The organism is Proteus hauseri, from assembly GCF_004116975.1.
Lineage (GTDB): Bacteria > Pseudomonadota > Gammaproteobacteria > Enterobacterales > Enterobacteriaceae > Proteus > Proteus hauseri.
The window spans coordinates 2,008,203-2,032,000 of sequence record NZ_CP026364.1; the positions used below are offsets into that span (position 1 = coordinate 2,008,203).

At 38.3% G+C, this 23,798-nt stretch carries 19 protein-coding genes; 14 read left to right on the top strand and 5 right to left on the bottom strand.

What is annotated here, in order from left to right:
• Positions 1-12: 12 nt before the first annotated feature.
• From PH4a_RS09230 to PH4a_RS09255, 6 genes are all read left to right on the top strand, one after another.
• Positions 13-3,774: a nitrate reductase subunit alpha gene (locus tag PH4a_RS09230; RefSeq protein WP_129039314.1), complete on the top strand. Its 3,762-nt coding sequence runs from the start codon at positions 13-15 to the stop codon at positions 3,772-3,774.
• Positions 3,774-5,327: a nitrate reductase subunit beta gene (narH, locus tag PH4a_RS09235; RefSeq protein WP_129039316.1), complete on the top strand. Its 1,554-nt coding sequence runs from the start codon at positions 3,774-3,776 to the stop codon at positions 5,325-5,327. The genes PH4a_RS09230 and narH overlap by 1 nt, the downstream gene beginning before the upstream one ends.
• Positions 5,327-6,052 (top strand): nitrate reductase molybdenum cofactor assembly chaperone, encoded by a 726-nt coding sequence (gene narJ / locus PH4a_RS09240; protein WP_164971537.1) that lies wholly within the window; start codon positions 5,327-5,329, stop codon positions 6,050-6,052. Before narH ends, narJ begins: the two co-directional genes overlap by 1 nt.
• Positions 6,049-6,726, top strand: a complete 678-nt coding sequence (gene narI, locus PH4a_RS09245; RefSeq protein WP_064718778.1) for a respiratory nitrate reductase subunit gamma — start codon at positions 6,049-6,051, stop codon at positions 6,724-6,726. Before narJ ends, narI begins: the two co-directional genes overlap by 4 nt.
• Positions 6,727-7,116: 390 nt before the next feature.
• Positions 7,117-7,740: an isochorismate family cysteine hydrolase YcaC gene (gene ycaC / locus PH4a_RS09250; protein WP_064718779.1), complete on the top strand. Its 624-nt coding sequence runs from the start codon at positions 7,117-7,119 to the stop codon at positions 7,738-7,740.
• Between the two features lie 122 nt (positions 7,741-7,862).
• Positions 7,863-9,056, top strand: a complete 1,194-nt coding sequence (locus PH4a_RS09255; protein WP_129039320.1) for a lactate oxidase — start codon at positions 7,863-7,865, stop codon at positions 9,054-9,056.
• A gap of 536 nt (positions 9,057-9,592) precedes the next feature.
• Here PH4a_RS09255 and eptB read toward each other — a convergent pair.
• A complete protein-coding gene (eptB, locus tag PH4a_RS09260; RefSeq protein ID WP_129039322.1) occupies positions 9,593-11,284 on the bottom strand; it encodes a kdo(2)-lipid A phosphoethanolamine 7''-transferase in 1,692 nt (563 codons plus the stop codon).
• Positions 11,285-11,829: 545 nt separating this feature from the next.
• Here eptB and fdhF point away from each other — a divergent pair.
• From fdhF to PH4a_RS09280, 4 genes are all read left to right on the top strand, one after another.
• Positions 11,830-13,974 (top strand): formate dehydrogenase subunit alpha, encoded by a 2,145-nt coding sequence (gene fdhF / locus PH4a_RS09265; RefSeq protein ID WP_129039324.1) that lies wholly within the window; start codon positions 11,830-11,832, stop codon positions 13,972-13,974.
• Between the two features lie 320 nt (positions 13,975-14,294).
• Entirely contained in the window at positions 14,295-15,869 is a 1,575-nt protein-coding gene (locus PH4a_RS09270) for a PTS transporter subunit EIIC (RefSeq protein WP_129039326.1), read from the top strand.
• 14 nt (positions 15,870-15,883) lie between these two features.
• Positions 15,884-17,245: a 6-phospho-alpha-glucosidase gene (locus PH4a_RS09275; protein ID WP_064718785.1), complete on the top strand. Its 1,362-nt coding sequence runs from the start codon at positions 15,884-15,886 to the stop codon at positions 17,243-17,245.
• 101 nt (positions 17,246-17,346) lie between these two features.
• Positions 17,347-18,123: a MurR/RpiR family transcriptional regulator gene (locus PH4a_RS09280; protein ID WP_129039328.1), complete on the top strand. Its 777-nt coding sequence runs from the start codon at positions 17,347-17,349 to the stop codon at positions 18,121-18,123.
• Between the two features lie 33 nt (positions 18,124-18,156).
• Here the strand turns inward: PH4a_RS09280 and PH4a_RS09285 are convergent, their stop codons facing one another.
• Entirely contained in the window at positions 18,157-19,038 is an 882-nt protein-coding gene (locus tag PH4a_RS09285; RefSeq protein WP_129039330.1) for a 2OG-Fe dioxygenase family protein, read from the bottom strand.
• Positions 19,039-19,215: 177 nt separating this feature from the next.
• The gene (locus PH4a_RS09290; protein WP_129039332.1) at positions 19,216-20,829 is read right to left on the bottom strand and encodes a sigma 54-interacting transcriptional regulator; all 1,614 of its coding nucleotides are present in this window, start codon (positions 20,827-20,829) and stop codon (positions 19,216-19,218) included.
• A 400-nt stretch (positions 20,830-21,229) separates the two neighbouring features.
• Between PH4a_RS09290 and hydN the strand changes: the two genes are divergently transcribed.
• From hydN to sugE, 4 genes are all read left to right on the top strand, one after another.
• Positions 21,230-21,787, top strand: a complete 558-nt coding sequence (gene hydN, locus PH4a_RS09295; RefSeq protein WP_064718789.1) for an electron transport protein HydN — start codon at positions 21,230-21,232, stop codon at positions 21,785-21,787.
• 72 nt (positions 21,788-21,859) lie between these two features.
• Complete coding sequence (hypA, locus tag PH4a_RS09300) at positions 21,860-22,201, top strand: hydrogenase maturation nickel metallochaperone HypA (RefSeq protein ID WP_064718790.1); 342 nt, start codon at positions 21,860-21,862, stop codon at positions 22,199-22,201.
• A gap of 8 nt (positions 22,202-22,209) precedes the next feature.
• Positions 22,210-22,500 carry a hydrogenase maturation factor HybG gene (gene hybG, locus PH4a_RS09305; protein WP_129039334.1) on the top strand — a complete coding sequence of 97 codons (291 nt, stop codon included), beginning with the start codon at positions 22,210-22,212 and terminating at the stop codon, positions 22,498-22,500.
• 132 nt (positions 22,501-22,632) lie between these two features.
• Entirely contained in the window at positions 22,633-22,947 is a 315-nt protein-coding gene (gene sugE, locus PH4a_RS09310; protein WP_064718792.1) for a quaternary ammonium compound efflux SMR transporter SugE, read from the top strand.
• A gap of 73 nt (positions 22,948-23,020) precedes the next feature.
• Here the strand turns inward: sugE and frdD are convergent, their stop codons facing one another.
• Positions 23,021-23,380, bottom strand: a complete 360-nt coding sequence (gene frdD, locus PH4a_RS09315) for a fumarate reductase subunit FrdD (RefSeq protein ID WP_064718793.1) — start codon at positions 23,378-23,380, stop codon at positions 23,021-23,023.
• Between the two features lie 15 nt (positions 23,381-23,395).
• A complete protein-coding gene (gene frdC, locus PH4a_RS09320) occupies positions 23,396-23,788 on the bottom strand; it encodes a fumarate reductase subunit FrdC (RefSeq protein ID WP_064718794.1) in 393 nt (130 codons plus the stop codon).
• Between the last annotated feature and the right edge of the window lie 10 nt (positions 23,789-23,798).

Consider the following 23,798-nt stretch of genomic DNA (forward strand, 5'->3'; position numbering starts at 1 on the left):
GGAGAGCATCTGATGAGTAAGTTTCTCGATAGATTTCGCTATTTTAAGCAGCTTGGTGATACTTTTTCTAAGGATCACGGGCAAGAGTTAAATGTTAATCGCGATTGGGAAGATGGTTATCGTAGCCGCTGGCAACATGACAAAATTGTGCGTTCTACGCATGGTGTAAACTGTACCGGCTCATGTAGCTGGAAAATCTATGTTAAAAACGGCTTGGTGACATGGGAAACGCAACAAACGGATTATCCACGTACACGCCCTGATCTGCCAGATCATGAGCCTCGCGGTTGTCCTCGTGGTGCAAGTTATTCTTGGTATTTATATAGTGCTAACCGCGTTAAATACCCAATGGTGCGTAAACGCCTAATTAAATTATGGCGTGAAGCAAAAGCAGAGCACCGTGATCCTGTTGATGCTTGGGCTTCTATTGTTAGCTCACCTGAAAAAACAAAAAGCTATAAACAAGCGCGTGGCCGTGGTGGTTTTGTTCGCTCCTCATGGTCTGAAGTTAATGAGATCATTGCTGCTTCTAACGTATTTACGGCAAAAGAGTTTGGCCCTGACCGTATTATCGGTTTCTCGCCAATTCCAGCAATGTCGATGGTGTCATATGCCGCAGGTGCACGTTATTTGTCACTGATTGGTGGGGCTTGCTTAAGTTTCTATGACTGGTATTGCGACTTACCACCTGCATCACCAATGACTTGGGGTGAGCAAACTGACGTTCCTGAATCGGCTGATTGGTACAACTCTTCTTATTTAATTGCTTGGGGTTCTAACGTTCCACAAACACGTACGCCGGATGCGCATTTCTTCACAGAAGTGCGTTATAAAGGAACTAAAACAGTTGCAGTAACGCCGGATTACGCTGAAATCGCTAAGCTTTGTGACCAATGGTTAAATCCAAAACAAGGTACAGACAGTGCAATGGCGATGGCGATGGGACACGTTATTCTTAACGAATTCCACGTTAAGCGCCAAGCGGAGTATTTCCGCAACTATGTGCGCACTTACACTGATATGCCAATGTTGGTGATGTTAGACAAACATGACTCTGGCAATTTAGTTGCAGGTCGTATGCTGCGTGCCTCTGATTTAGTGAATAATCTCGAGCAAGAGAAAAACCCTGAGTGGAAAACTATCGCCATTGATGAAAAAACTCAGCAATTAGTGGTTCCTCAAGGTTCTATGGGTTTTCGTTGGGAAGGTGCAGCTAAATGGGATCTCGAACCTAAAGATGGCAAAACAGGCGAAAAAATCACATTCCAATTGGGGTTATTAGATAACCACGATGATGTTGTTGAGGTCGCTTTTCCTTATTTTGGTGGCATTAAAAGTGAATACTTTGAAGGTGTTGCTCTTGATGATGTGTTAGTTCATAAACTGCCAGCGAAACGTATCACGCTTGCAAATGGTGAAGAGAAGTATGTCACCACTGTTTATGATTTATTGTTAGCAAACTATGGCGTTGATCGTGGTTTAAATGATGAAAATTGTGCAGCCACTTATGATGAAGTAAAAGCTTATTCCCCAGCATGGGCTGAAAAAGTAACAGGTGTTAGCCGTCAAGATATCACCCGTATTGCGCGCGAGTTTGCTGATAATGCAGAAAAAACACACGGTCGCTCAATGGTGATTGTGGGGGCTGGTATTAACCATTGGTACCACATGGATATGACCTATCGCGGCATTATCAATATGCTGATTTTCTGTGGTTGTGTCGGTCAAAGTGGTGGTGGTTGGGCACATTATGTTGGACAAGAAAAGCTGCGTCCACAAACAGGTTGGTTGCCATTAGCTTTTGGTCTAGATTGGCAGCGTCCTCCTCGTCATATGAATAGTACTTCGTTTTTTTATAACCACTCAAGTCAGTGGCGTTATGAAACGGTATCACCAACTGAATTATTATCGCCGTTAGCAGATAAATCACGCTTTAGCGGCAGCTTGGTAGATATGAATGTGCGCTCTGAACGTATGGGCTGGTTGCCTTCTGCACCACAATTAAATTTAAACCCATTATCGATTGCGAAAAAAGCGCAACAAGCGGGCGTGAGTGCGGCTGACTATACTGTTAATGCTCTGAAATCAGGCGAAATTCGCTTTGCTTCTGAACAACCCGATAATCCACAGAACTTCCCTCGAAACTTATTTATTTGGCGTTCAAACTTGTTGGGTTCAGCCGGTAAAGGGCATGAGTATTTGCTGAAGTATCTGCTGGGTACAGAAAATGGATTACAAGGTAAAGATTTAGGCGAGCAAGGCCAAGTCAAACCAGAAGAAGTGGAATGGCAAGACAAAGGTGGCGAGGGTAAAGTCGATTTAGTGGTGACTTTGGACTTCCGTATGTCAAGCACCTGCTTGTTCTCTGATATCGTGTTACCAACGGCAACATGGTATGAAAAAGACGATATGAATACATCGGATATGCATCCATTTATTCATCCATTAACTGCCGCTGTAGATCCCGCTTGGGAATCAAAAACAGACTGGGAAATCTATAAAGGGATAGCGAAATCTTTCTCTGAATTATGTGTCGGTCATTTAGGTGTGGAAACAGACTTAGTGACACTGCCTATTCAGCATGACTCTGCTGCTGAAATGGCGCAACCTTTTGATGTCAAAGATTGGAAAAAAGGTGAGTGTGAACTTATTCCGGGTAAAACAGCGCCGCACCTTATTCCTGTAGAGCGTGATTATCCAAATACTTATGCGCGATTTACCTCATTGGGTCCATTGATGGATAAATTAGGTAATGGCGGTAAAGGTATTAGTTGGAATACACAAACTGAAGTTGATTTCCTGAAGAAACTCAATCGTGTACGTCATGATGGCGTCGCCAAAGGACGTCCTGCGATAGAAACCGCTATTGATGCTGCCGAAGTGATCCTTTCTTTAGCCCCTGAAACTAACGGTCAAGTTGCCGTAAAAGCATGGGATGCGCTGAGTAAAGTCACAGGGCGTGACCATACTCATTTGGCGAGCGCTAAAGAAGATGAAAAAATTCGTTTCCGCGATATTGTTGCTCAACCACGCAAAATTATCTCTAGCCCAACATGGTCTGGTTTAGAAGATGAACATGTCTCTTATAACGCTTGTTATACCAACGTTCATGAAATGATCCCTTGGCGTACCATTAGTGGTCGTCAGCAATTGTATCAAGATCATGAGTGGATGCGTGCTTACGGCGAGAGCCTAGTAGTTTATCGTCCACCTATTGATACTAAAGCAATAGATTCAGTAAAAGGTAAAAAACCAAATGGTTTCCCTGAAAAAGCACTGAATTTCCTGACTCCTCACCAAAAATGGGGTATTCACTCTACTTATAGCGACAATTTATTAATGTTAACGCTAGGTCGTGGTGGCCCTGTAGTTTGGCTAAGTGAAGATGATGCTAAAGAGATGGGAATTCGTGATAACGATTGGGTTGAAGCTTATAACAGTAATGGTGCATTAACGGCGAGAGCGATAGTCAGCCAGCGTATTCCAGATGGCATGATTTATATGTATCACGCGCAAGAGCGCCAAATTAATTTACCTGGTTCTGAAATAACCGGCATGCGTGGTGGGATCCATAACTCGGTAACGCGTGTATGTCCAAAACCAACTCATATGATTGGTGGATACGCGCAGCTTTCTTATAGCTTTAACTATTATGGCACTGTGGGTTCTAACCGCGATGAATTTGTTGTGGTACGTAAGATGAAACAGATTGATTGGCTTGATGGTGAAGGCGATGCTTATCAACAAACCCTGAATGGACAGGAGAAGGCATAATGAAAATTCGTTCACAAGTCGGCATGGTACTGAACCTCGACAAATGTATCGGTTGCCATACCTGTTCTGTTACCTGTAAAAACGTTTGGACTAGTCGTGAGGGTGTTGAATACGCTTGGTTTAATAACGTTGAAACCAAACCGGGTATAGGGTATCCACAAAATTGGGAAGACCAAGAAAAGTGGAAGGGTGGCTGGATCAAAAATATCAAAGGCCAATTAGTACCAAGAATGGGTAACCGTGTTGGTCTATTGTCTAAAATCTTCGCAAACCCAGATGTACCTGCATTAGATGATTATTACGAGCCATTTGATTATGACTACGAGCATCTGAAAAATGCGCCAGAAGGCTCATTACCAACAGCACGACCACGTTCGCTGATAACAGGTCAGCGCATGACTAAAATCGAAAGAGGCCCTAACTGGGAAGATGATTTAGGCGGCGAATTTAGCAAACGTGCAGCGGATACTAACTTTGCTAATATGCAAAAAGAGATGTATGGACAGTTTGAAAATACATTTATGATGTATTTGCCACGTTTATGTGAACACTGTCTGAATCCGGCTTGTGTTGCAACTTGCCCAAGTGGCGCGATTTATAAACGCGCTGAAGATGGCATTGTGCTTATCGACCAAGATAAATGTCGTGGTTGGCGCATGTGTTTAACCGGATGCCCATACAAAAAAATCTACTTCAACTGGAAAAGCGGTAAATCAGAAAAATGTATTTTCTGTTATCCACGTATTGAAGCCGGTCAGCCGACTCTCTGTTCTGAAACCTGTGTGGGTCGTATTCGTTATCTTGGTGTCATGCTCTATGACGCGGATAAGATCTCACAAGCAGCAAGTGCTGATAATGAGAAAGATCTGTACCAAAGCCAATTAGATATCTTCTTAGATCCCTTTGATCCTGAAGTTATTGCAGCAGCGGAAGAACAAGGGATCCCACTTAGTGTGATAGATGCGGCACAGCGTTCACCTGTTTATAAAATGGCGGTAGATTGGAAATTAGCATTACCGCTTCACCCTGAATATCGCACCCTCCCTATGGTGTGGTATGTGCCACCTTTGTCACCGATTCAATCAGCGGCAGACGCGGGTGTATTACCTCATACAGGTGTATTGCCTGATGTTGAAAGCTTACGTATTCCGGTTCAATACTTAGCGAATTTACTCACTGCGGGTGATACGGAACCTGTTTTATTAGCATTAAAACGTATGTTGGCAATGCGTCATTATAAACGCGCTGAAACCGTTGAAGGTATTACAGATCTGAGCGCATTAGAGCAAGTTGGGTTAACTGAAGCTCAAGCTCAAGAGATGTATCGTTACCTTGCGATAGCTAATTATGAAGATCGCTTTGTTATTCCATCAAGTCATCGTGAATTAGCAAGAGAAGCATTCCCTGAACGTAATGGCTGTGGTTTTAGCTTTGGCGATGGTTGTCATGGTAGCGACAGTAAATTTAATTTGTTTAATAGCCATCGTATTGATGCTATCGATATTACGTCGAAAACACCACAAGACGAACGTCGTTCAGAGGAGAAAATATAATGATCTCTCTGAAAGTTATCTCTCACTTGTTGGATTATCCCACAGAAGATTTATGGGAAAATCGCAATGAATTGATTGATGCATTACAGGAAGCTGATGAGCTTCCTGTGACTCAGGTTGCAAAATTAATGGCGTTTATTCGCACTTTAACGCAACAAGAATTATTAGATGCACAATCTAGTTACAGCGAATTATTTGATAGAGGCAGAGCAAGATCTTTGCTGCTATTTGAACATGTTCATGGTGAATCTCGCTCCCGAGGTCAGGCAATGGTTGATCTGTTAAATCAATATCAACAAGCAGGGATCACCCTAAATAGCCGTGAATTACCCGATTACTTACCAACTTACCTTGAATACTTAACTTTGCTGCCAGCCAAAGAAGGTATTGAAGGCTTAAATAATATTGCCCCTATTTTGGCTCTGCTAGGGCAACGTTTAACACAGCGCGGCAGTGATTATCATGTGCTGTTTGATGTGTTGCTATGCTTATCGGAAAGTGGATTAGAAGCATCTCAACTGGCAGGTCAGGTAGAAAATGAACCTCAAGATGATACGCCAGCCGCTTTAGATGCAGTTTGGGAAGAAGAACAAGTTACCTTCCTTGGTGAGGGCGCTCAGTGTGGCAGTAGTGATATCAGCCAACATCAACGTCGCTTTGCAAAAGAGACGACAGTGCAATATCTCAATCTTGGGAGTTCATTGGATACGGGAGCACAAAAATGAATTACATCAATATGATATTGTTTGATATATATCCTTATATTGCAGGTGCGGTGTTTATTATTGGTAGTTGGTTACGTTACGACTACGGACAATACACATGGCGTGCTGGCTCTAGCCAGATGTTAGATAAGAAAAACATGCGTTTAGCGTCTAACCTGTTTCATATTGGGATCATTGGTATTTTTGCTGGTCACTTTCTCGGTATGTTAACGCCTCATTGGATGTATGAATCTTTCTTACCGATAGAATACAAACAGATAATGGCTATGGTTGGGGGCGGTACTTGTGGTGTGTTAATGCTAATAGGTGGTGTAATGCTACTAAAGCGCCGTTTAACCAATCCACGAGTGCGTGCGACATCGTCATTTGGTGACATCATGATCTTAACACTCTTGGTTATTCAAGTAGCGTTAGGATTGCTCACAATTCCATTTTCTGCTCAGCATATGGATGGCAGCGAAATGATGAAGCTGGTGGCTTGGGCACAATCTATTGTGACATTCCACGGTGGTGCATCAGCCAATTTAGAAGGTGTGGCATTAGTGTTTAAATTGCATATCTTCTTAGGAATGACGATTTTCTTATTATTTCCATTCTGCCGCTTAGTACATATTTGGAGCGTACCTGTTGAATATTTAACTCGCCGCTATCAAATCGTGCGTAATCGTCATTAAGCAACGACCCATCTCCTGATAGTAATTTAGAGACCTTTTAATTGCGCTTATCTCCCCCCCGCCCGCCGGGGGTTTTTTTATGCTTCATTACCTAAAAATCTTGAACAAAAAATTTGAAGGGTTAAAACAATAATCTTTAGATTCATTTAACAATTATTGCACTATAATTATTTTCAACGAAACAAGAAAATGTATATAAACCAAATAAATATTTAATTAAATATCGTGATATTTAATTAAAATTAAAGATTGATAAATCTCTTATTAATTAATAAGAAAGTAAATTTACATATAAATTTAAATTAATCTTAATATTTGAGGAGTATTTGAATATAGATTTTCTGCTATCATTTATTTGAGTCTTACCCTATTAAACTATCGGAGATTATTATGAGCTATAAATATCATCGTATTGATAAAGATAATGCCGCCGTTCTTTTGGTAGACCATCAAGCTGGATTACTTTCTTTAGTAAGAGATATCGAGCCTGATAAATTTAATAATAATGTTTTAGCATTAGCCGATGCTGCAAAATATTTTAATTTACCAACTATCTTAACTACCTCTTTTGAGAATGGCCCTAACGGTCCATTAATGCCTCAACTTAAAGCGATGTTTCCTGATGCACCTTATATTGCCCGTCCAGGTCAAATTAATGCATGGGATAACGAAGACTTTGTCAAAGCAGTAAAAGCAACAGGTAAAAAGCAACTGATTATTGCTGGTGTCGTTACTGAGGTTTGTGTTGCATTTCCAGCGTTATCAGCACTTGAAGAAGGTTTTGAGGTTTTTGTTGTCACCGATGCTTCAGGTACTTTTAACTCAATAGCTCGCGATTCAGCATGGGACAGAATGTCAAAAGCGGGGGCTCAACTGATTAACTGGTTTGGTTTAGCCTGTGAATTACACCGTGATTGGCGTAATGATGTTGAAGGGTTAGGAACGCTATTTGCAAATCATATTCCTGACTATCGTAATTTAATGACAAGCTATGATGCTTTAACAAAAAAATAAGCGATTAATTTAAGTTCGCCGTAAAAATAGGGCTTATATTTATCACTACAGATGTTAGTTAATAAAACTATTTTATTAATTAATAAGTGTAAGCCCTTTATTTATAATACGCTGGATAAGAAATGAAAAACAAAATATTAAAGACAACGGCTATTGCAATGGCATTAAGCATTGGCGTTGCACAAGCTGCGGAATATAAAGCAAGTACAGCTGAAGGTCCAATAAAAATAGTTAACTTGAATGCAATGGAAAATCAAGTTAAAGGAAATATGGAAAAAGGCGCCTTTGGTTATATTCGCGGTGGTGCTGAAGATGAAAATAATTTACGTGCCAACACAAAAGCATTTGATAAAAAATATATAATGCCACGCGCACTACAAGGCATCGAATTTTCTGATTTAGATTTAAAAACAGAATTCTTAGGTATTAAATTAGATACGCCTATTATTCAGGCACCGATGGCAGCTCAAGGGCTTGCTCATCAACAAGGCGAAGTCGCCACAGCAAAAGGTATGGCTAAAGCAGGTTCTATTTTCTCATTAAGTACTTATGGTAATAAAACCATTAAAGAAGTGGCTGATGCTAAGCCAGGATATCCGTTCTTCTTCCAACTTTATATGAGTAAGAACGACGCTTTTAATGAATATATTTTGTCTCAAGCGAAACAGTATGGTGCTAAAGGGATCATTATGACTATCGACTCTTCAGTGGGTGGTTATCGTGAGGATGATGTGAAAAATAATTTTCAATTCCCATTAGGTTTTGCCAACTTAGAAGCATTTGCCAAAATTAGTGATGATAAATCGAAAACGGGTAAAGGTGCGGGTATTAGCGAAATTTACGCGCAAGCTAAGCAAGCATTTACCCCAGCAGATATTCAGTATGTGAAAAAAATGTCTGGTTTACCTGTTATTGTGAAAGGTATCGAATCACCAGAAGATGCTGACACTGCAATTAAAGCCGGTGCAGATGCAATTTGGGTATCAAATCATGGTGGTCGTCAATTAGATAGTGCGCCAGCAACGATTGATGTATTACCTGCTATTGCAAAAGTTGTGAACAAGCGTGTACCTATCGTTTTCGATAGTGGTGTACGTCGTGGCTCTCACGTATTTAAAGCATTAGCAAGTGGTGCTGATGTTGTTGCGATAGGTCGTCCAATTCTTTATGGCTTAAATTTAGGGGGTGCTGAAGGTGTAAATTCAGTTATCCAACAATTAAATAAAGAATTGAAAATTAATATGATGTTAGGTGGTACTAAAACAGTGAAAGATATTCAAGCCACTCAACTTTATACAGAGGCTGATTTTAAATAATCCTTCTGTTATCGTTTATTTAATTCATTAAAAACCTCATTTTATAAATAAATTAAGTGAGGTTTTTCTTTTATGTAAAAGTCAAAACACCAAGCATATCGTCATATTTTTACTTCACTATTCTTATGATAGATTATGTTATGAATAATAATATTGGAAAAGATTTTGGTCTTATAGCGCGAGATGAAATAAAAGGAAAAAATTATACAATTAGAGAAAAAATCACAGTAAAAATGGCTCCGTCGGGTACATTTTATTCCTGAAATAATGAGAAATCAAAGGAATCTACATTTGGACATATTTGGATGGGATTTAAAAGTAAATCAATTGGTTGGGAGATGGTTGATGATACTAAAGAGAATGGCCCAGCTAAGGTCTTATTACTCGAACCAATAATTCTATTTATAATGAGGATAATTTATGGTTGTAAAAAATAAACAGAAAGAGCTTATTTTATTAAATAATAAAAAAACCACACTGAATATTGAGTGTGGTTTTTATTTATCTATTTAAAAAATGTTTTCAATTTAAAATATTTATTCTTTGGCCGATGGTGTATCACCAAAACAGAGGTTATTTTTGTTATTTATCCCCCCATCAGTAGAGGTATAACCTAAACAACCTAGCATTGAATCAAAAATATTGTGATGATAAAAAACGCGTTCTTGTTCTTGGTTACGTTTTAAATTATCAAATAGTTTTTTGTTTTCTGGTTCAGCTAAATAGCTATCAGACATCCATACTAAGAATGGCACTTTAAATTGCTCTTCTGGTGCAATTTCTTTTGGTGTACCGTGTAAGCCGCCATTTTCAGAAATTGATTCACCATGATCAGAGGTATAAAACACTATCGCTTTTTTATCGCGCAATGTATCTAATACACCATCAATAAAATAGTCCGTATAAAGGATAGAATTATCATAAGCATTAACTAATTGTTCTTTAGTGCACTCATCATCGACATTTAAACATTCTGGTTGGTATTTTTTAAATGATTCAGGATAACGTTGTGAATACATAAAATGAGAACCTTTAGTATGTAAGATAACTAAATGGTTTCCTTTAGGGTAATTAGCCACAGAATTAGCCGTTTCAGCAATGAGCAATGTATCATCTAATTCTTTACCAAAATTACTGTTTTTTGCTGTCATCATCTCTTTCATTGCGTAATTATTTAAATCGAGTTTATTGTAAAACCAAAGCTCGCTTTGCATAGAATAAAGTTCAGATGTCATACCTAGCTGTCTAAGAATAGAGAAAATATTGTTTTCTTTTAGTGTCCGCTGGTCGTTATCATCAGTACCATTCTCACGAACAAACATACATTTTAATGAGAGTTTAGTTGCCGTATCACAAGAGATGCCACGAAATGCAACAAGATTTTTTTCTTGTGTTAATAGTGGATTTGTTTCTCTTTCATAGCCTAATAACCCCATATGATCCCATCTTGCCGTCTCACCAATAATAAACACGACATACACATCGTCATTCACTTTTGATGGTTGATAGGTGAAATGGTCTGCTGGATTAAACAGCTGTTGGTTATTAAAGGTATCGTCATAGCGAGTTATTCCATATTGAAACAATGGAATAATCCAGTTTGTTGGTAAAAACGCATAACTTAAGCCGCCACTGTAACTCGGTAAATCAAGATTGTTACGAATTTCATACGCTTTTTGTCTTGAATCTAATGTTTTTAGATAAGCAAAAACAGCAAGAGCGATCACAACCATTATGGTGGTATTTTTTATCCATATTTTCTTTTTTTGCGTATTAGTTAAATTAGGATCTGGTTTCTTGCATAGCCAAATAACCACTAAAGGCAAAATAGATAAACCTGCAATCCACAACATGGTATTTAAGCTAATAACTTCTTTTGATAAATCAATGTCTGTTGTTAGTGTTGAAATAATAATGCCATAGCCAATAACCACATCGAAAAACGAGATGTAATAGCTAGCACAAACACTGACAATTAAAATAAAAGACGCGATTATTTTAAAAAATAGCGTACCAAAGAATGAAAGCAATCGGAGTAAAAAGAAGGTAAAGGCAATATTAACTGCGATTTCACCCAACAAATATAACGAATCAATGATGATGTTATGTGTGTTTTGGGTGCCAAAACGCCCAATATAAACAGAAAGATTAAGAAAAAAACCGATATAAATGGCTAAAAAAAGGGCAATGTTTTCTTTAGAAAATCTTAAAAACTTTAACTTTTGCATATTAAATTATTATCAAAATTTATGGTGTAGAGGTCTTTAAGACCACAAGGCTGTTTTCTGGTTCAGTATTATGTGCTTTTTTTTATTGAAATTTAAAAATTTTTTGTTTTAAACCTATTGTTATTGAAATGATTAGTTTCTAATAATTACAATAAGTAAGAATATAAATAGAAATATTAACTATTTGTCGCCAGATAATAAGGCTGATAGTGAGATAGCGGCGTACAAATAGGCGTATTTACTTAAAAATGTTGATGACTCAAAAGGTTATTGACAGCAGATCCCTCATGGTTTCTTTTTTACAGAAAAAAATGTCGCTTTTATGCCAAACAAATATCGACATAAAGATCGTCATTAGTGTCGATTATCTCCTGTATTTTTTTCATTATCGCCATTTCTAATATCTCTTTAATGTTTTATTTTCTTTATATATCAATTTGTTGTGCTGTTATAAAAAATAACTGCTTATTTGGCACACTCTCTGCATAGATAAAGGAGAGAATCAGGTATTAACCTGAAAGTTGATGAACACAGGAGCAATGTTGATGAAAAAAGTCATCACGGTCTGTCCGTATTGCGCCTCAGGATGCAAAATCTACCTGAAGGTGGAAAACGGTAAAATCATTGGCGCTGAAGGGGCTAATGGTTTAACAAACCAAGGTGAGCTGTGTCTGAAAGGGTATTATGGATGGGATTTTATCCATGATACTAAGATACTGACTCCACGCCTTAAAACACCGATGATCCGTCGTGAAAGAGGCGGAAAGCTAGAATCGGTTTCTTGGGAAGAAGCCATTGAGTTTGCCAGTAGCAAACTACTTGCTATCAAAGAGAAATACGGTGCTAAATCTATTATGACAACCGGTTCATCTCGTGGACCTGGTAACGAAGCTAACTTCGTTATGCAGAAATTCGCGCGTGCGGTTATCGGAAATAATAATATAGACTGCTGTGCTCGTGTCTGACACGGCCCTTCGGTTGCAGGTCTGCAGCGTTCGGTCGGTAATGGTGCTATGAGTAACTCAATCGTTGAGATTGAGGATACCAAATGTCTATTTGTCTTCGGTTATAACGCCGCAGACTCGCATCCTATTGTTGCTCGCCGTATTGTTAAGGCGAAAGAAAAGGGTGCCAAAATTATCGTATGTGACCCACGTTACATCGAAACAGCCCGTTTAGCTGATTTGCACTTGGCACTGAAAAACGGTTCAAATATTGCGTTATTAAATGCTATCGCTCATGTGATTATTGAAGAGGGGTTATATGATAAATCCTTTGTTGAAAATCATACTGAACAATTTGAAGAATATTGTCAGTTAGTTAAAAAATACACACCAGAATCGGTTGAAGAAACAACAGGTTTAGGTGCGCAAATAATACGTGAAGCGGCGCGTATGTATGCAAAAGCAGAAACAGCAACAATTCTTTGGGGAATGGGTGTAACCCAGTTCTATCAAGGTGTTGAAACGGTTCGCTCATTGACAAGCTTGGCATTATTAACGGGTAATTTTGGTAAAAAATATGTAGGTGTTGGTCCTGTTCGTGGTCAAAACAACGTACAGGGTGCTTGTGATATGGGTGCATTACCAAACACATTACCAGGTTATCAGTATGTCACTGACGCAAATGCGCGTGAGAAATTTGCTAAATTTTGGGGCATTGAATCAATGCCTGAAGAAGTGGGCTATGCGTTAAGTGAAGTACCTCATAATATCGATCATGGGCTGTTAAAAGCGCACTATATTATGGGCGAAGATCCATTACAAACTGAGCCTGATTTAGCAACTATTCGTAGAACTTTTGAAAAACTAGATTTGCTGATTGTACAAGATATCTTTATGACCAAAACAGCAGCTATTGCTGATGTTATTTTCCCTGCGACATCATGGGGGGAACATGAAGGTGTTTATACCGCAGCAGACCGTGGTTTTCAACGTTTCTACAAAGCTGTTGAACCTGTTGGTGATGTGAAAACAGACTGGCAAATCATCAGTCTGATGGCTACGGCAATGGGTTATCCAATGCATTACAACAATACCAAAGAAATTTGGGATGAGTTGCGTGAGCTATGCCCAATCTATTACGGTGCAACTTACGAAAAAATGGCGGACTTGGCTTATATTCAATGGCCTTGCCCAACAGAAGATAGCCCAGGTACACAATATTTGTATGAAGGCGGTCAATTCGATACACCTAATGGTAAAGGTCAATTCTTTACCTGCGAATGGGCTCCACCTATTGATAAACTCTCTGATGAGTTCCCAATGGTGTTGGCAACAGTTCGTGAAGTAGGGCACTACTCTTGCCGCTCAATGACGGGTAACTGTAAAGCCCTCGCTGCATTGGCTGATGAACCAGGCTATGTTCAGTTAAACACTGAAGATGCAAAACAGCTGGGTATTAAAGACCAAGAGTTAGTTTGGATACGTTCACGCCAAGGTAAAGTTATTACTCGTGCTGCTGTGAGTGATCGCCCTAATAAAGGTGCGATTTATATGACTTACCAATGGTGGATTGGGGCTTGTAATGAGTTGGTTGCAGAAAACTTAAGTCCAATCACTAAAACGCCAGAGTATAAATATTGTGCCGTTTGTGTTGAGCCAATTAAAGAACAGACTCAGGCTGAACACTTTGTGAAAACAGAATACAACAATATTAAACGCCGTTTAAGAGAAGCCGCCGAAGGCTAATCTTGTTAATACGGTGGTTGTGCTACTAAAACCGACCTTAATGAATAGAATGTCATTAAGGTCGGTTTTTTGTTGGTTTTATTTGGTCTTTCTTTGTTACTCCTCGATTTAATGACATTTTTTCTCTCTTTATTAATAAGTTAAAAACATCTTATTTTTAGTTTGTTTATCAAGCTTGAGTGAGTTCACAGTTAAAAAAGTAACATGTTACTTTTAAAGTAATCTGTTTCTAAATCAAGTGGATAAATTGCTTTTTATTTTATGCCAGCGCAGGATGCTGATATGGAAATGAGTGTAAGAAAACAACAACGAGATACAGTATGAAAAAACTCATTAATGCCCTACAAGCGTTTGGAAAGTCTTTATACGGCCCGGTACTGATATTGCCGATAGTTGGTTTATATATTGCACTGGGTAATGTTTTTGGTAATGGTAATCTTGCAGAGTATGTTCCCTTTTTAAATCACCCAATTATTCAAAGTGTTGGACAATTACTGGCAAAATCCTCTGTTGCCATTTTAATTAATCTCGCCCTTATTTTTGCTGTTGGTATTCCTGTTGGATTGGCAAAAAAAGATAAAGGCTATGCTGGATTAATTGGCTTAGTGACGTTTGTTATTTTTACTAATGCCATGAATATTACGCTGACATTACAGGGAAAACTGGTCAGTGCTGAAGAAATGCGAGCTGCTGGGCAAGGGATGGTACTTGGTGTTCAAGTTCTCGAAATGGGCGTGTTTGCTGGTATCTTAACAGGTGCAATATCTGGATGGCTTTATAACCGTTATTCAGGTCGTCAATTTAACGGCATTATGGCGATTTATTCGGGGCACTGTTTTGTCGCGATTATTGCTATCCCATTGACTATCGCGCTTGCGGTTTTAATGTGTGAGATTTGGCCATTTGCACAGGCGGGTATCACCAAAATGGCGCTGATTATTCATGATTCAGGCGCATTTGGTGCACTTATTTACGGTTTCTTAGAACGTATTCTTATTCCAACAGGTTTACACCATTTAGTTTATACCCCGTTCTTATATACAGAATTAGGCGGTGTTGCTGATGTTTGTGGCACGACCTATCAAGGTGCAAGGAATATCTATTTTGCTGAAATGGCGTGCCCTGAAGTCAAACAACTCAGTAGCACAGTTATTTGGGATGCTCGTGGTATTGCTAAAATGTTTGGTTTAACTGCCGCGGCAGCAGCCATGATTTCTGTAGCGAAAAAAGAGAAAAAACAGATGGCAAAGGCGATTTTAATTCCCGCGGCGGCAACTTCTCTTTTGCTTGGTGTTACCGAACCTCTTGAGTTTTCCTTCTTATTTGTTGCACCGATTCTATTTTTTGTACATGCCATATTAACAGGTATCGGCATGATGCTGTTTTACTTGTTAGGTGTCCACGCCATAGGTGCAAATGGTGTAATTGATTTCATCTTATATAACTTACCGCTGGGAACTGAAAAATCAAATTGGCCTATGTATATCGTGGTGGGTTTGATTATGTCGGTGCTCTACTTCGTTATCTTTAGAACTTTGATTTTAAAACTTAATCTTAAAACTCCGGGTCGTGAAGATGATGATGAAGAAACACGTTTGTACAGCAAAGAAGATTATCAAAAGAAAGCCGAAAGTGGCATGCCAGAACAAATAAATAAAACAATCAATAGCTTAGGTGAAGAGATTATTGAAGGACTAGGAGGTCGTGACAATATTGAAGTTGTTGATAATTGTTATACCCGCTTAAGAGTCATTGTTAAAAATGTCGATGCAATCCATGAAGAACTACTGAAAAAAACCGGAGCTAAAGGCGTTGTTCGCCACGGTAATAATGTTCAGGTCGTTTATGGATTACATGTGAAACAAATGCGTGAAGCGGTCGAAGCCGCACTTTGATTGGAGAAAGACAAATGAATAAATCACCTTTTATCTTAAGCATTGCTGGCGGCGGAAGTACCTACACCCCAGGAATTGTAAAAAGCCTAATGGTTCGTTTAGATGATTTTCCATTAAGTGAGATTCGTTTATACGATATCGATAAAGAGCGCCAAGACACTATTGCGCCAGTGGTTGAAAAAGTGATCCGTGATCATAGTGATAGCATAAAATTCACGGTAACAACGGATGCGAAAACAGCATTTGATGGCGCTGATTTTGTTTTTGCGCAAATGCGTGTTGGGCAATATAAAATGCGTGAACAAGATGAAAAAATTCCCCTACGTTATGGTGTTGTAGGGCAAGAAACCTGTGGGCCAGGTGGATTAGCTTATGGCTTACGTACCATTTTACCTATGGTTGAGTTAATTGATTTAGTTGAACAATATGCAAACCCTAAAGCATGGATTGTAAACTATTCCAATCCTGCGGCGATAGTGGCTGAAGGTGTGCGCCGTTTACGTCCTAATGCGCGTGTACTTAATATCTGTGACATGCCAGTTGCTGCAATGCGTAATATGGCGGCGGTATTAAATGTTGATCGCCATGATTTAGATGTTGATTATTTTGGTTTAAACCATTTTGGCTGGTTTACCTCTGTTCGTGTAAAAGGGGAAGAAAAGCTGCCAGAGTTACGTGAACATATCGCCAAGTTTGGTCTTTTAACTGAAGATGCCGCACAAACTGATCCTCAGCATTCTGATCCTTCATGGGTAAAAACATGGCGTCATATTCAGCCGCTAATGGATGCGTTTCCAGAATATATTCCAAACCCGTATTTACAATATTATCTGATGCCAAATTATATTGTTGAGCATCAGGATCCTGATTACACTCGTGCAAATGAAGTAATGGATGGTCGTGAAAAGCGGCTATTTGAGGCGGCTCGCGAATATAAAGAAACGGGGATTTTACCTGATGCATTCCATGTTGGTGTTCATGGTGCCTTTATTGTCGATGTCGCTTGTTCTTTGGCGTTTGATTTACGCCAGCGCCATTTAGTGATTGTTGAAAACAAAGGGGCAATTGCGGATTTACCTTATGACGCAATGGTAGAAGTACCAGCTTATATTACTTCTCATGGCCCTGAACCTATTCGTATTGGTGATATTCCACGTTTTCACCGTACTTTGCTTGAGCAACAATTAGCCTCAGAACAATTGCTGGTGGAAGCAACACTAGAAGGGAGTTACGAAAAGGCGCTCGAAGCTTTTACGCTGAATAAAACGGTTCCTAGCGTGATTCATGCGAAGAAAATTTTGGATGATATGATTGAAGCAAATCAAGCGTATTGGCCTGAATTACGCAAAGCTTATGTAAAGGGTAAACGTGTTTGATCTCAAACCTTGCTGTTAAATGATAATTGAATAAAATGCTGTTCTATAATAGGAACAGCATTTTCCTTTGATGAGGATGATGTATCAATGAGGTAACAGTTATGTCAGCTCGATTATCATCTTTATTATCAAAAGCCACAGAATTAACTCGCGCAGAATATCGTATTCTTTCCTATCTTATTGATAATCCATCTCAAATAGGAAAATTAACTATTCGACAGCTAGCAGAAGTTAATTTTGTTTCAACAACAACGATTATGCGGCTGTGCCAAAAATTAGGTTTTTCGGGCTATAGCGAGCTGGTTTATTATTGTAAGCAGCTATTATCGACAACACCGATATCAAAAGTGCTTGTTACCGATGAGAGTACTATTGCTGAACCTCTTTTTGATCAGTTTTTAGCTAATTACCTGAAAACTTTTTCACTTATTCCCGATGAACGTAAAAAATATTTTGTTGATTTAATCAATGGTAAAAATTCTTTCTTTATTTATGGCACGGGTTTTTCGCATATTTTTTCAGAATACATTAGTAAGCGTTTACAGCTTATTGGTAAAGATGCGTTTCTTTCAGGGCTAAGCGATAGTAAGAATATTTTTATTAATAATGCTTCTCGCTATACGGTGTTTATTGCGATTTCTCGTAGTGGTGAAACGGCTCAAGTATTAGAAAAAGCCAAAATAGCCAAAAGTATTGGTATGAAAATAGTCGCATTTACTAGGGCGAGCGCTAATTCGTTAGCTGAAATTGCGGATATTCATTTTCCTATTTATGACGATGCAATTAGTTTTCAATGCGATACTATCGAGAGCTCTTCTTTTGAATCAAACCTAGTCTTAATGATTGATTTGTTACTAAGTCGAGCTCAACGATTTTAATTTACCATTACACTTGTTTTGCTATAACGTTATTTAAGGCTGATTTAAATGTACTGTTAAAGGTAAATCAGGATGCACATTTATTGAGTCAAATTGATGAGCAGGGTGAGATTCAACCGTTGGATAACGAGATAATAGAACGATAAAATCTTGGTAAGCCTGATTGTTATTATCATGTGTAAAAATAGGTGTGCCACTATGATTTAATTCATTATCAGCAATTAATAATATATCGAAATGTTGTGCATTATTATGTTCATAGAGAATGTTTTCATGACTAATTTCTTGCCAAGGCGTACCTATTTCCTCCGCGGGTGAATGAACACGTAAAGCACCTGAATTATCTTTAACATTATTCTTATTCATCATTACTATCATGGTGTGATCAACGCCATCTTTATGAACACCTTCAATAGAAAGTTCGCTTAAAGAATTGGGCTGAGCAATTAATCTTAAATGAAAAACAGTTGAAATTAATTTTGATGATAATGGATTGGTTAAACGACGAGGCGTAAAGGTATTACCTTCAATTAATAACATTTTGAGTTTTAATAATGCTTGATAGGCGCTATTGCTTTGCCAACGATCATCAATCGCTCTAAAGTGCCTCTGAGCGCCGCTGTCTTCCCGAATAAAACCATCTTCTTCAGTCAGAACAAATGGCTGATATTCTAAGCGAGAGATAGTCTTGATATCATTATCGAAAAGATAGCGCCCTGTGCGAGTATGACGGAATGACAGTGTAGGATCTTGTGCTAAATAGTCACCATAGTTTATTAGTTCATTGATATCTTTTTCTTCACCTCCTAAGTTTTTAATTAAATCAATAACAACGGCTTGAGGAATAAAAACATGTTTATTTTTCTTGTATTCTTCTTTTATTTCACGGATTTTATTTATAAGCAGGTCGTTCATAGATAATATGCTCCATTGATGGTTTATATTATTAATTATAATAAGTGGGGATAATTGAAAAAATATAATCAACTACAGTATAGAAAGAGATAAATAAGTTTCAAATGTATCAAAAAAGAGAGTGTAATAAATTAATTACACTCTCTTTACATGAAATAATGAGGTAGTACTTTAGAATTAAAGTACTTCTGGAATTGAAATACCTAAACGTTGCATCCGTGATAATAACGTTGTGCGTTTTAATCCTAATTTTAATGCTGCACCTCTAGCACCTGCTACAACGCCATTTGTTTCTCTTAATGCTTGAATAATCCGTTCTCGCTCTTCATCATCACTTTCCGGTGCATTGGTTTGCATACGTTTTTCAATTGATGATGGTTGAGTTAATACCTGTTTTAAACGCGAAGGCTTATTGATATGTAGCTCTTTTAATTGGAGATTTAATGTTGAACCTCTTGTTAAAATAACTGCACGTTCAATAATATTTTCCAGTTCACGCACATTACCTGGCCAAGGGTAATGCGTTAATTGCTCTAGTGCATTGGCAGGAATGCATTCAATATTCCTATCCATTCTACGAGCTATTTTTTGCGTGAAATATTTGGCTAATAATGGAATATCTTCTGGGCGCTCTCTTAGTGGTGGAATAATGATAGGAAAAACATTTAATCGATAATAAAGGTCTTCTCTAAAATCACCATCATCCGTTAACTCACATAAATCTTTATTAGTCGCAGCAATTAGACGTACATCAACAGGAATAACTTTATTACCGCCGAGTCTTTCTATTTCTCGCTCTTGTAATACACGTAATAATTTTGGTTGTAACTCTATTGGCATATCACCAATTTCATCAAGAAATAGGGTGCTGCGATCTGCCATTTCAAAGCGACCAATATGCGTGCTTGTTGCGCCTGTAAATGCGCCTTTATCATGACCAAAAAGATCACTTTCAAGTAATCCTGAGGGCACTGCGGCACAGTTCATTTTTATCATCGATTTATCTTTGCGTAGGCTTAATCGATGGATTGCTCGTGCAATAAGTTCTTTACCTGTTCCTGTTTCACCTAAAATAAGAACGGTACTATCACTTTTAGCCACTAATTCAATTTGTTCTAGCACATTATGCATGGCATCGCTTTGGTAAATAATCTCACTAAAGCAGGCGTTTTTATCTATTTGTTCATTGAGCCAAATATTTTCATTCTTTAAACTGTCTTTAAGATGCGTTATTTCTTCATATGCTGCGGCATTTTCAATAGCAATACCGATACGAGCTGCAATTTGTTGCAATAATTGGCAAGTATCTTCAGTAAAAACGCCTGCTATTTCATGAGCAAGAATTAATAGCCCGACAGGTTTATGATTAAAAGCCAGTGGCAATAACAAAGCCGTCTTCATGTCTTGTTTAACGAGACGTTTAATCAATACATCGTCTTGATCTTCATTATTAATATCGATTAAGACAGGTTTATTTTGATTAATAATTTCTTCTGCTTTGTTATTCGCGCTACTAAACTTTCTTTGTTGACGAATAACGGATTTTCCAGTCTGATAACGACTAGAATAAAGAATAACTTCATTACTATTTTGTGATGAAGTACGACTTAACATAAGACTAATATGGTTTAGTCCAAAAAAACGATGTATTTCTTTAGAGACTTCAGAAATAAGACCATCCATATCCAAATGAGCTAATACTGAATTAGTAATATCGACTAGGATACGATATTGATTACGCTCATTACGAAGGCTTTCCATAGTTTCAGCATTGTTACTGCTTAATTTCATGACACCACCGATTGCCCTAAAAAATTAGCTATATTGTAGTAGGTTTATAATAAAATTATATGAATGACTGAATCATTTTTGATCCAGTACGCTATTTTTGTGTTTGCGATCAATAGTGAAAATTTAAATTTATCAATTCGATATATAATTATTTATATAGCCAGTTATTATATCGTCAAAATTGTCGAGTAATTTGACGAAGTGACTAAATGATAATTAATAATCATTTTTATTTATGAATTATTTAATTGAAAAATAAGGAATAGTTAGTTCGTAAATATATTGGCATGAACAATGCTAGATTAAGTGCATAGATATCATAATTATTATTCTTAATTAGATAATTAAATACGTTTATCGCCATATATAACGACCATATAACAGATAGCAGGAGAATATGATGAACCGTTTCATCATTGCAGACCCTAAAAAATGCATTGGTTGCCACACTTGTGAAGTTGCTTGTGTTGTGTCGCATCAACAAGCTGAACAAGATAATTTAGCCATTGAGCAAATCACTGAGCAAAATTTTCAACCACGTATTCATGTTGTAAAAGGGTTCACTATTAGTACCGCCGTTGTTTGTCATCAATGTGAAGACGCCCCTTGTGCCAATGTTTGTCCTAATGGCGCGATTATTCATAATAAAGATTATTATTATGTGGATCAGGAAAAATGCATTGGTTGTAAAACCTGTGTGATTGCTTGTCCTTACGGTACTATGGAAGTGGTATCTCGCCCTGTAATGCGTAAATTAACTGCACTTAATACAATTGATTCCTTTAAAGCAGAAGCAAATAAATGTGATTTGTGTCATCACCGAGAAGAAGGTCCTGCATGCGTTGAGGTATGTCCTACTCATGCGTTAGTGTGTATCGATAGAGATGCGCTTGAAGATATGGTAAAAGAACGCCGTCGTCGTGCCGCTTTTGAAAGTGGTGCTGATTTATTGTTCTAAGATCAATAATAGGGCAACTATGTACTGATACTATAGTTGCTATTATTTATCTGGCATCAATAAGGTACTGACATGCATGAAATAACACTTTGCCAAAGCGCATTTGAAATTATCGATTCACAAGCAAAACAAAATAATGCGCAAAAGATAAAAAGTGTGTGGATGGAGATTAGCGCACTTTCATGTATTGAAGTGAGTGCGCTTGAATTCTGTTTTGATATTGTTTGCCGAGACACTCTCGCACAAGGATGCGAGCTTCATATCGACATCATTCCTGCTAAAGCATGGTGTTGGGATTGTCATCAGGTTGTTACTGTCTCTGAATTTAACGCAGGGTGTCCTTCTTGTGGCAGCCAAAATTTGCGTGTTGAAAATGATGATGCAATGCGTATTAAGCAAATAGAGATCGAATAGGGGTTGTTATGTGTCTTGGTATTCCGGGTCAAGTTGTGGAAGTAGGAAAAACAATCACTGACAACGCAATGGTCGATGTTTGTGGCGTTAAACGAGAAGTCAATATTGCTCTAGTTTGTGAGGGCGAGCCGTCGTCCATGATTGGAAAATGGGTGTTAGTGCATGTAGGCTTTGCTATGAGTATCGTCAATGAAGAAGAAGCTAAAGAAACACTTGATGCGTTGATGGCAATGGGGGAAGTTGAAGACGATGTTTCTGCTTTTCTTTATGGTGAAGAGGGCGCGCCTAAACAAGTTTGAATAAATTTCAAGCTATTGCATGCTTTATTACTTTTTCTTATAATTCAATCTCATTTCTCTGAAGCTGGGACGACCCAGCTTTCTGTTGTTTATTCAGGGGACGACCCCAAATATATATAAAAGGGGTAATTTATGTCCTGGGCAATTCTATTTGTTGCTGGTTTACTTGAGATAGTTTGGGCTGTTGGCTTGAAATACACTCATGGATTTACGCGACTAACACCAAGCATTATTACGATAACGGCCATGATTGTGAGTATGGGAATGCTATCTTATGCGATGAAAGGCTTACCTGCGGGCACGGCTTATGCGATTTGGACTGGTATAGGGGCTGTTGGTACTGCGATTTTTGGTATTTTGGTCTTTGGTGAATCTGCCAATATTTATCGTTTGCTGAGTTTAGCGATGATAATTTTTGGTATTATTGGTTTGAAATTAGCCAGTTAATTATAGCGAATATATTTATAAAAAAAGCCACTCATTCGAGTGGCTTTTTAGTTTATTATCAATCACTTATCAATTACAGTGTGAAGACACCGATAATTGCGATAACGCTGATAATTGCTGCACCACCATAGAATACCCATTTGCTTGCAGGGACATGCACTTTAAAATCGTGCAGTGTATGGTGAATACGGTGCAGTGCACACCAGACCGGTAAAATTATCATCAGCAGTAAGAAAATACGGCCAATAAAACTTTGGCTAAATGCCATGATACGGTCATAAGTAAATGCTTCTGGCGCAATACCCATTGGAATTAAAATGGCAAGCAGGATAATAACGGCAGGAGAGACAATTGCACTCCACATACCACCTGCACCAAATAATCCCCAGAAAATAGGTTCATCAGAGCGCTTAGGAAGTTGATTCTGATTCATTACTTTCCTCCTGGGTTAAATCAGCGCTACTGCCAGAATAACGGCAGTAACAACGATAGTGAGACCCCATAAACCACGAACGATAGGTTCTTGTGGCATTTTTTCATCTTTTACTACGATGACAACGGCTTTAGGCGCAAGTTTAAACCAAGTCGCCGTGTGGAAAAGCGTTGCTACTAAGGTCACTATATTAATAATAAAGACGATTGGGTTACTCAGGAATGTAACAAATCCTGCCCAACTTTCAGGTCCATTTTTCAGTGCAAATACACCGAACAGTACAACCAGACTGAACCAAAGTTGTGGAAGACAAGTACCTTCACGGGTGATATAGAAACGATAGAATCCCAGTTTCGTCCACCAGCTTGGCTGCATACCACGAACATAAGGCTTACGTTTTGTTGTCATGTCTTGTTTC